General features: G+C 72.7%; 9 protein-coding genes. 1 reads left to right on the plus strand and 8 read right to left on the minus strand.

The annotated features are described in order from the left end of the window. Positions 1-68: 68 nt before the first annotated feature. Together IE317_RS23275 and IE317_RS23280 are read right to left on the minus strand one after the other, a co-directional pair. Positions 69-1,658, minus strand: a complete 1,590-nt coding sequence (locus tag IE317_RS23275) for a tannase/feruloyl esterase family alpha/beta hydrolase (RefSeq protein ID WP_191313443.1) — start codon at positions 1,656-1,658, stop codon at positions 69-71. After that, entirely contained in the window at positions 1,655-3,046 is a 1,392-nt protein-coding gene (locus IE317_RS23280) for an MFS transporter (protein ID WP_191313445.1), read from the minus strand. Before IE317_RS23280 ends, IE317_RS23275 begins: the two co-directional genes overlap by 4 nt. Before the next feature lie 146 nt (positions 3,047-3,192). On the opposite strand from IE317_RS23280, the gene IE317_RS23285 reads away from it, so the two are divergent. Beyond that, the gene (locus tag IE317_RS23285) at positions 3,193-4,881 is read left to right on the plus strand and encodes a helix-turn-helix domain-containing protein (RefSeq protein WP_191313447.1); all 1,689 of its coding nucleotides are present in this window, start codon (positions 3,193-3,195) and stop codon (positions 4,879-4,881) included. Positions 4,882-4,884: 3 nt separating this feature from the next. Here the strand turns inward: IE317_RS23285 and IE317_RS23290 are convergent, their stop codons facing one another. The 6 genes from IE317_RS23290 to IE317_RS23315 all read right to left on the minus strand — a co-directional run bounded on the left by IE317_RS23290 (position 4,885) and on the right by IE317_RS23315 (position 12,265). Continuing rightward, complete coding sequence (locus tag IE317_RS23290) at positions 4,885-6,498, minus strand: long-chain fatty acid--CoA ligase (protein WP_191313449.1); 1,614 nt, start codon at positions 6,496-6,498, stop codon at positions 4,885-4,887. 287 nt (positions 6,499-6,785) lie between these two features. Then, the gene (locus IE317_RS23295) at positions 6,786-8,144 is read right to left on the minus strand and encodes a DUF6351 family protein (RefSeq protein ID WP_191313451.1); all 1,359 of its coding nucleotides are present in this window, start codon (positions 8,142-8,144) and stop codon (positions 6,786-6,788) included. Positions 8,145-8,156: 12 nt separating this feature from the next. Continuing rightward, positions 8,157-9,083: a poly(ethylene terephthalate) hydrolase family protein gene (locus tag IE317_RS23300; protein WP_191313452.1), complete on the minus strand. Its 927-nt coding sequence runs from the start codon at positions 9,081-9,083 to the stop codon at positions 8,157-8,159. Positions 9,084-9,109: 26 nt separating this feature from the next. Then, positions 9,110-10,021: a transporter substrate-binding domain-containing protein gene (locus IE317_RS23305; RefSeq protein WP_191313453.1), complete on the minus strand. Its 912-nt coding sequence runs from the start codon at positions 10,019-10,021 to the stop codon at positions 9,110-9,112. A 19-nt stretch (positions 10,022-10,040) separates the two neighbouring features. After that, a complete protein-coding gene (locus IE317_RS23310) occupies positions 10,041-11,264 on the minus strand; it encodes a 2-hydroxyacyl-CoA dehydratase family protein (protein WP_191313454.1) in 1,224 nt (407 codons plus the stop codon). Continuing rightward, positions 11,261-12,265 (minus strand): 2-hydroxyacyl-CoA dehydratase family protein, encoded by a 1,005-nt coding sequence (locus IE317_RS23315; protein WP_229902882.1) that lies wholly within the window; start codon positions 12,263-12,265, stop codon positions 11,261-11,263. The genes IE317_RS23310 and IE317_RS23315 overlap by 4 nt, the downstream gene beginning before the upstream one ends. Between the last annotated feature and the right edge of the window lie 2 nt (positions 12,266-12,267).

Here is a 12,267-nt window from a genome sequence, read left to right on the forward strand (position 1 = left end):
GGGCACGCCGTCGTGAGTGGCAAGGAGGGTTGGAACCCTCTTCACCACTCACGACGGCGTGGGGCCGTTCAGCGGGCGCAGGCGAAGCTCGCGGCGCTGTCCGGATCACCCGAGCGGTACCGGGGCCAGCTCGGGTAATCGCACAGCGGCCGCGTGCGCTGGTGGGCCAGGTCGGTGACGACCTGGCTCACCGGCGCGCGCCCGGTGCCGACCCACTTCTCGAGCGCGGTGAGCGAGTCCCAGCCCGCCGCGAACGCCGGCGTCCCGAAGTTGGCGTGGTTGGCGCCGGGAACGACGTAGTAGCGCAGGAACCCGTCGGTTGCGTGGGGACCCACCACGCTGCGCACCCGCTCGTAGTAATCGCTCGTCGAGTACGGCGAGACCAGCTCGTCCGCGGCACCGTGAAGCAGGATCAGCTTGCCGCCGGCGCGGGCGAACGGGCGCAGGTCCGCGTTGTTGCGGTCCTCGACCAGCGACAGGGCGCTGATCCGGCCGAGCCACCGGCCGGGGTGCCGCGGATCGATGTCCAGCGCGTTCTGCCCCGGGTCCCGGGTCAGGAAGTACTTGACCCACTGGTCCCAGTACTGCATGCCGTAACCGCTGGTCACCGGCATCGGGTCGGCCGGGGCGGTGGTGCCGAAGCCGAGGAACGGCGTCCGCATGTCCGCGCCGGAGAGGAACGGGAAGCCGGGGTACTGCGTTTCGCCGCTGGCGATCCGGTACGGCCACCGGAACGGCGACGACATGGCTTTCACCGCCCCGATCTGGGCGTCCGACAGGCACGCCGGGCCGGTGTCGGCCCCGCCCGGGCAGCGCAGCGCGCGCGGATCGAAGCGGCAGCCGGGGTTCGAGACGACCTTGTCGACGACACCGTCCGATCCGTCGCACGCCTTGATGACGCTGTCGTAGAGCAGCGTCTGCTTCGCCGGATCGGGGAACGCCCCCGGACGCGACAGAACCTGCGTCAGATAGCCCAGGTCCAGGATCTCGGCGAGGTTGTTCCAGGCCGGGTAGGCGGAGATCACGCCGTCGAACGCGGTCGGCCACCGCTGGGCGACGACCAGCGCCTCGCGGCCGCCGGTCGACCCGCCGGCGAAGAAGACTTCGGCGGGCGTCGCCGCGTACGCGCGCCGGATGAGGAACAGGCTCGCGTCGCGCGTCTTCTTCAAGGCGTCGCCGGCGGCGAAGTTCCGCAGGGCCTCGTCGTTGATGCCGAACGAACCGTCCAGGGACGGCGGGCGCGCCGGGTTCTGCTGGTGGCCGGAGTCGCTCGCGAAGGTCGCGTACCCCCGGGCCAGCGGCGCCGGCCGGTCGGCGGGGCCGAACGGCACGTTCGCCGCCACGTCGGGGATGGTCCCGTTGTACCCGCCGCCGCCGAACATCAGCGCCTTGTGGTTCCACGCGCGGGGCAGGGCGACGCGCAGCTTGATGGCGGGCGCGGCCGGATCGACCGGGTACAGGTCGGCGTCGACCCGGCAGGACTCCCCGCTCACGACGGAAGCCGTGACCAGGCCGCCGCTCGTCGGCAGGCTGATGACCGACGCCGGAATCCGCAGCCCGGCGAGCGCGGCGCAGTCCGGCGTGGCGGGAGACGCAAGAGCGGGTCCGGGAACACTCGCCGCCAGCACCACGACGGCCGCCACCACGAGCTTCCTCATCGGACGGCCTCCCGGTGGAGGTGCGCACCCGGCACGGCCTGCGGATCGGCCCGGACCTCGGGTGGGTTCGTCTCGGGCAGGAACCACGCGCTGGCGAAGGTGATCAGCCCCATCAGCGTGATGTAGACGGCGACCGGCCACGTGCTCCCGGCCTCGGCGATCAGCGCGGTCATCAGGAACGGCGTCCCGCCGCTGACGATGATCGCGGACAGCTGGTAGGCCAGCGACGCGCCCGAGTAGCGGACGTTCGGTGCGAAGAGCTCGCCGAGGAAACTCGCGATCGGGCCGTAGGTGAGGCACTGGAACACGAACCCCACCGCCACCGCGACGAAGATCAGCGGCAGCGACGCGGTGCCGACGAGCCCGAAGTACGGGAACGCCCAGACGGCCACGCCCAGCCCGCCGATCAGGATCAGCGGGCGGCGCCCCACCTTGTCCGAAAGGTGGCCCGACCACGGGATCGTCAGGAGCATCGCCGCGGAACTGAGCAGTACGACGGCGAGCAGCGCGTCGCGCTGGAGCTTCAGCGTGCCGGTGCCGTAGCTCAGCAGCCCGGAAATGCTGACGTAGAACAGGCTGTTGGTCGCCGACAGCAGGCCGCAGCCGAGCAGGATGGTCCCCCACTTGCTGCGCAGCACCTGGGCGAGCGGCGCCCGGACCACCGGGCCTTCGGCGTCGGCCACGGCTTCCTGCAGCTGCCGGAACTCCGGCGTGTCCTCGACCTTGGCCTGGATGTAGAGCACCACGCCGAACATCACGACGCTGAGCAGGAACGGGATGCGCCAGCCCCAGCTCAGGAACGCCGCGTCCGGCATCAGGCCGCTGGCCACGACGAAGATCAGGTTCGACAGGACGACGGCCACCGGCACGCTGGTCTGCCCGAACGTCCCGGCGAAACCACGCCGCTTGGGACTGGCCGATTCGGTCAGCAGCAGGACGATGCCACCCCACTGCCCGCCGGCCGCCAGACCCTGGACGAACCGCAGGATCACCAGCAGGGTCGGGGCCAGCGCGCCGACGCTCGCCGCGCTGGGCAGGCAGCCGATCAGGAAGGTCGCCGCTCCCATCAGCGCCAGGCAGGCGACGACCACCGGCTTGCGCCCGTACTTGTCCCCGAGGTGCCCGGCGAGCACGCCGCCGACCGGCCGGGCCACGAACCCGGCCCAGAACGTGCTGAAGGCCAGCAGGGTCCCGGTCAGCGCCGAGGCGTGCGGGAAGAACACCTTGGGGAACACCAGCGCGGCCGCGGTGCCGTAGAGGAAGAAGTCGTACCACTCGATCGAGCTGCCAATCAGCCCGGCCGCGAGCAGTTTGCGGAAGGCCCGGCGCGGCGTCGCGGGCACCCCGGTGCCGGACTGCCCTTCGGGCTGGGTGAGCGGAATGGCCATGCGTGCCGCCTTCGTCGAGGAGCGCCGGCAAGTGATGGCGGAGATGTTAGGACGGCGTTACGCTGCCGAATGAGGGGTGGATCACCCACTCCTCCCGCCGCAACGGTGGGTCTTTCGCCCACCTCGATGCCGAGGAGGGCGAGCCCGTGACCCCTGCGGCGGAACCGCGCCGGCAGCGCGAACTGGCGTCGTTGTACGCGACCGTCAAATCGCTCACCGCCCTGGGCGAGCTCGACGAGGTGCTGCAGTCCATCGTGCACCACGCCCACGACCTGATCGGCACCGACTTCACCTACCTGTCGCTGGTCGGTGCGGACGGCAGGCTGTCGGCCCGCGCGTCGGAGGGCACCATCTCCGCGGAGTTCCTCGCAGCGGCCATCCCGGCCACGGTGGGGCTCGGCGGCAAGGTGCTGGCCTCCAAGAGCCCGCACTGGGTGCGCGACTACGCCACCTCGACGCTCATCCAGCACGACCCGAACTTCGACCGCCTGGTCGTCACCGAGGACCTGGTCGCGCTGCTCGGCGTCCCGCTGGTCATCCGCGGTGAAGCCGTCGGCGCGCTGTTCGCCGCGGACCGCTCCGAACGCTCGTTCCAGGCCGAGGAGATCGCGCTGCTGAACGCGTTCGCCGACCACGCCGCGGTCGCCCTCGACAACGCCCGGCTCTACGAAGAGAGCCGGACCGCGCTGCGGGAACTACGGGTCGCGTACGGGAAGATCGAGCGGGCGCAGGCGATCCACGAAGCCCTGACCGGTGTCGTGCTGGACGGCGGGACCCCGGGCGACGTCGCGCAGCACCTCGCCGACCAGCTGGGCGGCACCGTGACGCTGCTCGACCGGGCCGAGAGTCCACTTCGGACCGATCTGGCCGAGGCCGTCGAAGACGCCCGCCGCACGGGCCGCTGCCGGACGTCGCCGGGCGCCGACGGGACGGACCGCAGCGTGGCGGCCGTCCAGGCGGGCGACAGCTACCTCGGCGCGCTCGTGTGGAGCCGGCCCTCGGGCACCGGCGACGACACGGACCTGCGCACCCTCGAGCGCGCCACGCACATCCTCGGGCTGCTCATCCTGAAGGAGCAGGCCGTGGCCGAGGCCGGCGAGCGGCTGAGCGGCGAGCTGCTGACCGAGGTCATGGTCGGCAGTCCCGGGATCGGGCCGGCCCAGCGGGCCCGCGCCCGGGCGCGGGCCATCGACGTCGACCGCCTGGACCTGGTGCTGGTCGCGGACTCCCCCGCGGTGCCGCCGGGTGACCTCGCGCGGCACCTGCACGACATCGCCCGGGACCGCGCCGGACTGGCCGGCGAGCACCTGGGCCGCGCCACCATGATCCTGCCCGGCGCCGACGCGGAGGCGACCGTCGCGGACGTCCACACGAGACTGCGGCGGACGCTGGGCGGGCCCGTCCTCGTCGTCGGGGAATCGGCCAGCGGCCACGACTGGGCCCGGGCCTACGCACTGGCCGGCCGCTGCGGCGCCGTCATGCGCGCGCTCGGGCACACCGACGGCGGCGCCACCACCCGTCAGTATTCCTTGTACGCCATGGTGTTCGACCCCGAGCGCGCCGGCGAGCTCGACCGGTTCCTGGCCGGCTCGATCGGCGCCCTGCTCGAGTACGACCGGCGGCGGGGCACCGACCTGGTCGGCACGCTCGGCGCGTACTACGTCCACCGCGCCAACGTCGCGGCGACCGCCCGCGCGCTGCACCTGCACGTCAACACCCTGCTCAAGCGCCTGGACCGGGCGGGCACCGTCCTGGGCTCCGACTGGCGCCACGAGAACGACCTCGAACTGCAGCTCGGGCTGCGGCTGCACCAGCTCCGGGCCGCCGCTTCCTAAGCGTCAGCCGGGCAGCACCGAGTCGCGCAGGAGGGTCTTCGAGATCTTGCCGGTGCCGGTCTTCGGCAACGCGGGCACGAAGACGATCTCGTCGGGCAGCCACCACTTCGCGACCAACGGCGTGAGGTGCGCCAAGAGCTCGTCGCCCGTGATCCCGCTGCCTTCGCGGAGCACCACGTACGCCACCGGGCGTTCCATCCACCGCGGGTCCGGGCGGGCGATCACCGCGGCTTCGACGACGTCGGGGTGCGAAGTGAGGGCGCTTTCGAGCTCGACCGAGGAGATCCACTCGCCACCGGACTTGATCAGGTCCTTGATCCGGTCCACCAGCCGCAGGTAGCCCTCGGCGTCGAGGGTGGCGAGGTCGCCGGTGCGCAGCCAGCCGTCCTCGGTGAAGCTGCCGTCGGCACCGACCCGGTAGTAGCCGCCCGCCACCCACGGGCCCGCGACCTGCAGCTCGCCGACGGCGTCGCCGTCACGCGGCAGCTCCCGGCCGGTTTCGACGTCGACGATCCGGACGTTCACCAGCGGCAGCGGCTGGCCCTGGGCGGCCCGCACGGCCACCTGGTCCGCCTCCGGGAGGTCCCGGTGCCGGGTGCGGGTGCCGCCGATCGCCCCGACCGGGCTGATCTCGGTCATCCCCCAGGAATGCGTGATGGGCACGCCGATCGCGGCGCGGTAGGTCTCCGACAGCGCCGGCGGGACGGCCGAACCGCCGCCCAGCAGGAACCGCGTGGCGCTGAGGTCGTGGGCCCGCAGCCGGGGGGCCATGCTCGTCCACACCGTGGGGACGGCCCCGGCGACGGTGACCCGCTCGGCCGCTATCAGCCGCAGCAGGTGGTCCGGGTCCGCGGACGGGCCGGGCAGGACCAGGGACGCGCCCGCCGTCATCGCGCCGTAGGGCAGGCCCCAGGCGTTGGCGTGGAACATGGGCACGATCGGCAGCACGACGTCGCTCTCGCAGAGGCCGATCAGGCCGGCGGCGAGCGTCCCCAGGCAGTGCAGGACCGTCGAGCGGTGGCTGTAGAGCACGCCCTTGGGCGGTCCGGTCGTCCCGGAGGTGTAGCAGAGCCCGGACGCGAGGTTCTCGTCCGCGAGCGTGAAGGTCTCTTCGAACGAGCCCGCGAAGGGCGTGGCCGCGGCGACCAGGTCGTCGTAGTGCAGGACACGGGGATCCGCCGGGATCGGCTCGCTGCTGTCGTCCGGCAGAACCACCCAGTGACGCACCTTCGGCAGCCGCTCGGCGCTCGGCCAGATCCGCGGGAGCAGGGCGCGGTCGACGAACACCACGTCGTCCTCGGCGTGCTCGACGATGTATTCCAGGTGCTCCGCCGACAGCCGGATGTTGATCGGGTGCAGCACCCGCTTGGTGACCGGAACGGCCAGGTAGAGCTCCAGGTGGCGCCGGTGGTTGCTCGCGAACGTCGCGACCCGTGCCCCGGCCGGGACGCCGAGTGCGTCCAGCGCGGCGGCGAGCCGCCGGGTGCCGACGGCCACGTCGGCGTACGTCAGCCGCTCGCCCCCGGCCGTGACGACTTCCTTGTGCGCGAACAGCCGCTCGGCACGCTCCAGGAGGTGGGCGATGGTGAGCGGCCGTGGCTGCATCAGCCCGTCCATGGCGCCTCTTCCGGTCGGGGATCTTCGGGTCGCGAGTGACTTTAAGAGCGGTCGCGACCGGGAAGAGAGGGCAGAACCGCCCACTCGTCGGCCCGTTCCGGTGGTGATCACCTCCACGCCGGAAGCCCGTCGCCCCGGCGCTGACCGTGCGCCAACAGGCCTCACCCGTGCTGGGTAAGGCATCACGCGTGATCAGAAGGGCATCACACGAGATGCCCCTCCAGTCACGCGAGATGCCCCTCCAGTCACGAGTGATGCCCCTTCAGTCACGCGTGATGCCTCTCTGATCACGGGGTGGGTGGGTACATGCGGTTGAAGCGGAGCGGGACGTAACTCAGGTAACGGCCCGCGACGCCGTCCGCGGCCGCGGACAGGGCGTTCATCGTGCGGGGGGACGTGTCCGGCCAGTGGCCGGTGCGCAGGCGGGTGAGCATGCGGTCGATCGCCGCCTGCTGTTCGCCCGTCGTGTACGTGCAGTGGCCCGCCGTCTGCACGTACGTCTGCCGGAGCAGGGGCTCGTTGCCCGCGCGGCGGACCAGGGAACCGTACGACGACTGCTGGGCCACCGTCGAAATCTGGTCGCCCGTGCCGTTGACCGTCAGCACCGGGATCCGCAGCGAGCCGGTGAACACGATCCCCTTCCGCAGGTACGCGACCGCCGCCGGATCGGCCGTGACACGCGGTGCCGCGGCGAGCCGGGCGAAGTCGGCCTGCAGGTCGAGGCCCGCCCGCGCGTACAGCCGCCGCACGGCGTTGTGCTGCTCCGGTGCGGCCAGCGCGAACTGGCGGGCGTAGTCGACGCCGGTGTTCCAGGACGGGTTCCCGCCCGCCAGCTGCTCGATCGCCCGGCGGCTGCTCACGGCCTGGCCGAGGTACGGCAGCGGCCCGCCCGCCAGCGCGAGGTACATCCCCTGCTCGATGCCGTCGGCGTCGGCGTCGGATGGCACGGGCGTCGGGGAACCGTCCGCGGCCACGCCCCAGCCGGGCAGCTGGCCGATCGCCGCCGCGAGCGCGATGCGGGCCCGGCCCGCCGGCGTCCCCTGGGCCGACGTCACCGCCGCCAGCCACTGCTGCTGCGTGCCCGGGACGTCGGCCGGCATGCCGGTCACCGGCAGGGCCGTGTCGCGGAACAGCAACGTCTTCAGCGTGAACACCGTGTCGAGCTTCTGGTTCCACTGCCCCACCGCGCCACCGAGGCCACCGCACATCGGGATGGCCGCGTCGAACCGGCCCGGGTGCACCTGCGCGACCCCGGCGGCGACCATCCCGCCCATCGAACGGCCTTCGGCGATCGCGTACCGCGCCGGCCCGAACGCGGCCTCGAACTTCCCGAGCGCCTCGGCCTGGTTGTCGATGGCCCGCGCGATGTTCCAGCTGGTGATCGTGCGCGTGGTGCCGCCCACCGCGTAGCCGCGGCCCACGAGACTCGCGGTGAGCGGGCTGGTCAGGCCGCCCGCGGCGAAGTCGAGGTCCACCAGCACGGCGCCGTTCCACCGGGCCGGCTTGGCGAACGCGTACGGCGTCCCGTCGGCCAGCTGCCCTTCGGTGCACGTGTCCGCCGGGCACGACGAGGCCGCGTGGGCGGTCGCGGGCAGCGTCGCCACCAAGCCGGCCACGGCGAGGCCGGTCCAGAATCTCTTGCTCATGCCTTGCTCCTGTCAGAAGTTCTTGCTGGTGACGGTCCAGCCCGGCGTGCCGCACAGGCCGCAGCCCGCGCCGAGGAAGTAGCCGCGCGCGGTGCGGTTGCCGTTGAGGGTGAAGTCGAACCAGGCGACGAGGACCCGCACGGCTTCCTCGCGGACACTCGGGTCCGGAAGCTCGCCGCGCTGGCCGTAGACGAACCCGGTGTGGCCGGCGGCCGCGTTGGTCGCCCGGACCGCGGGGACGGTGACGAGGTCGTAGTTCTCGCCGCTGTTGGCGTAGGCGACGTCGCCCGGACCGCCGTCGGCGAACAGGACCGGCGTGTGCAGGTTCCGCAGGTTCTCCCGGCCGTAGCCGAGGGTGCCGTCGGCGAAGAAGCCGCTGTCCAGCGACAGCACCGACTTCACCCGCGGATCCGCAGCGGCGACGAGCGCTTCGAGGCCACCGCACGAGTGCCCGGCGACGCCGATCCGCCGCGGGTCGAGCTTGTCGCGCAGCTCGCTCCCCCAGCGGCCGTTCTCCCGCTCGGCCCAGGTGATCGCGTCGGTGATCACCGCCGGCACCGGCGAGCCGTTCTCGGTCAGCGCGGGCTCGGCGAACCCGCCGACCGCCACGACGACGAACCCGTGCGCGGCGAGCAGGGTTTCCAGGGTCAGCAGCTCGTCGTTGCTCGTGTGCCGGCAGGCCCCGTTGCCGAACACCACGACCGGCAGCCGGCCGCGCACCCGGTCGAGGTCGGCGGGCCGGTAGACGGTGTACTCGGCCGCGTAGTCGCCGGTCTTGGCGGCGGCTTCGCGGACGACCGGGTGGAACACCTCGGACGCGGGCGGCGCGGGCGGAGCGGCGACTTCGGCCTCGGTCGTGCCGGGGACGACGGCCGCGGTCACCGCGACGAGCGCCGTCACGGCGGCGACGAGGGCGGGCTTGAGCCAGGCGTTTCCCATCGAATGTCCTTTCCGGACGATCAGTGTCAGCCTCGGGTGGCGGCGTTGAACACGGGCGCGGGCACGGAAACCTGGGTCAGTCCCCAGCGCGCCATGATCCCTACGTAGGTCCCGTTGCCGAACAGCTCCTCGAACGCGTCCTGCAGGACCGGGCCCAGCTTCGACGCCTTCGGTGCGTACAGCGCCAGGTTGTCCTTGGTCGCTCCCTGCGCGTCGGTCTGCGTGACGTACTTGTACGCGCTCTGCCGGTGCGTCACGTCGATCGCCGCGGCTTCGGTCATCCCGGCGGCGTCCGCGCGGCCGGAGCCGAGCGCCAGCAGCGTGCCGTCGGTGTCGTCGAGCCCGACGGCCTGCGTGGCCGGGTGCTTGTTCTCGGTGCAGGAGCGGGACAAGGCGGTCAGCTGCTCGGCGACGACGCTCGCGGCCACCACGGCGACGCGCTTGCCGCAGAGGTCTTCGGGCCGGGCGATCCCGGCCGTCGAACCCGCGGGGAACACGTACGCCGTGCGGGTCGTCATCCAGGTGATCGTGTCGAACTGCTTCTCGCGCTCGGCGGTCGCCTTGACCGGGCCGTCGAAGGCGTCGTACCGCCCGGCCAGCATCCCCTCGAGCGCGGCCGGGAGCCCGCTGACCACGCTGATCCGCGTCCTGACGCCGAGCACCTGGCCGAGCGCGGCCTGCAGGTCGGCGTCGATCCCGGTGACCGTGCCGTCCGGCGCGACCGTGCGGTAGGGCGGGTGCGAGTCACCGGCGAACCGGAGCACCCCGGCGTCCTGGATCGCCCTCGGCAGCGCGTCGTGCAGGGACGGCACCACCGGCAGGTTCGTCCCGGTGGCCAGCGTCGGCGAGCCGGCGCCCGCCGCGCACCCGGCGGACAGGACGAAGGCAGCGGTCGCGAGGATCGCACTTCGGCTGCGCCGGCGAAGTGGAGATCGCACATCAGTCCTTTCCGGACGGTCACGGAAGTTCGTCGAGCCACGCGGTCATCCGCGCGGTGAGGCCGTCGCCGGTGCGGGCGTCGACGTTGTCCGCGTGCAGTTCCAGCACCGGGATCCCGGCCGCGCGCAGGGCGCGGGTGGTGAAGTAGCTGCCCCGCGCGTCGTCGGAGACCAGGTGCACCACCCCGTCGACGCCGTGGTGGCGGGCCTCCTTGACGTACCACTCCGCCGACCACGGCGGCGTGTAGAGCTGGTCGCCGAAGGCGGCGAAGCGGGCGGCCAGCGCGCGCAGCGGGTCGTCGCCGTAGCGCAGGTAGCCGTCCGCGGCGATCGCGAGGTACATCGACCACACGAAGACCGCGCCGTGCGATTCCTGGAACCGCCGGTAGAACTCCAGGTCGAACCACAGCCCGCGGCCGATCCACATCAGCCGCAGCCGCTCGTCCGGGCAGACCGCGAACCCCGCGTCGACGCGGTCGCGGACCTCGTCGTGGAACGCGCGGGCGGCGTCACGCGCCCATTCGGTGCCGCGGTGCCACTGCGGCACCATCACGCTCGGGATGCCGTCGGTGACGGCGATCGGGCAGGGCCGGGCGGCGGCGATGAGGTCGCGGGTGCGGCGGTTCCACTCCTGCTGCTCGTTGACCAGGTCCAGCACCGCACGGAACCGCGTCTCGGAGAACACCCGGCCGGTGGTCTGCTCGAGGAACCGGATCAGCCCGGTCAGCTCGCCGGTCAGCAGGTCGAGGCGGTCGCTGCCGATGGCCTCCTCCCAGCGGTGCGGCATCAGTTCCCACCAGCGCTCGGGAACCTCGTTCTCCGCCGCGCTCTCCAGCGGGTAGTACGTGACCCCGGGTTGCGCGTCCCAGACGTCGAAGATCTTCCGCGCCGCGTCGCCGGTCGTCTCGCCGAGCACGATCGACGGCGTCGGCAGTCCGCCCCACGGCGCCTGCGCAGGATCGTCCTCGAACGCCGACGCCAGCGAAGTGGAGCTGTACTGCTCGATGTAGTCCGGGTAGCCGCGGTCGCGCAGCAGGCCGAGGTAGCGCTGGGTCTGGCGTTTCGCCGCGACGATCGACGCCCACCACTGGTTGACGACGTACGGGATGCCCATCGCGCGGAAGATCTCCTGCGGCGCGTCCGCGTTGACCAGCGCCAGCGGCCCGCCCTCTTCGCGCAGCCCGGCGAACCATTCGCGCTGGTAGGCGGTCGCGGTGGTCGCCGACCCGAGCCGGGCCGTCACGCCGCCGCCCCCGCCGGGACGAGCGCCGCCAGCGCTTCCGGCGTCAGCTCGCCGTACGGCTGCCGCTCGGCCAGCACCGCGGGCAGGCCCGTCGCGGCCCGCTGGTCCGGGAAGTCCCACGGCGGCGCGTCGTCGTGCACGCGGGCGTAGGACAACAGGACCTCGGCACCGCACGCGCGGGCGGCGGCCGCGGTGTGCGCGGCGCGCTGCCGGATCGACGCGCGCGGGGCGGCCGGGCCGTTGTACTGGTAGCGCTCGGCGAGTGCCAGCTCGGTCGGCGCAGCGCAGGTGCGGGCGGACAGCAGCTCGCCCCAGTCGTGGTCCTCTCCCACGACGAGGAAGCCGTTGCGCTCCAAGGTCTCGTACACGCCCGGCGAGTCGTGGGAGCTGCCGGTGAGGAACAGCCGCACCCCGCCGGCCTCCGTCAGTTCGGAAGCGAGCAGGCGGTCGACGAGCGCGATGGCCTCCGTGACCGGCAGCGCGGTGGTCTCGGCGACGACTTCGAGGAACCGGGTACCGCTGAGCCGGTTCGCCCGGCGCTCCGCGGCGAGCCGGCCGAGCGACCGCCGGAGGGTGTCGTGCGCGGTGATCGCCTCGGCGAGGTCGTCGTCGCCGATCGGCCGCCACTGCCCCAGCCAGGCGCGCAGCTGGGCGATCTTCGCGTGGACGTACCGGGTGGTCGTGTGGTGCGGCAGGTGCAGGACGTCGACGAGGCGCACCGGCGGCAGCTGCCACTCCGGTTCGACGCGGTTCAGCTCGCGCAGGGCGTAGAACAACCGCAACGACGCTTCGCAATCGCGAGAGACGACGATCGCCTCGAGCGGCCCGTAGTCCCCGGTGAGGATCCGCGTGAGGATCGACCGGGCGACCGGGTCGACACCGCGGCCCAGGTAGCGGTCGCCCAGAGCGCTGTCCCCACCCGGCTTCCCGGCCAGCCGCAGCGGCCGCAGCCCGGCCGCGGTGATCAGCTCGACCGGCACGTCCGCGCCGACGTACCCCACGG

The organism is Amycolatopsis bullii (genome assembly GCF_014654205.1).
In the GTDB taxonomy this organism is placed as follows: domain Bacteria; phylum Actinomycetota; class Actinomycetes; order Mycobacteriales; family Pseudonocardiaceae; genus Amycolatopsis; species Amycolatopsis plumensis.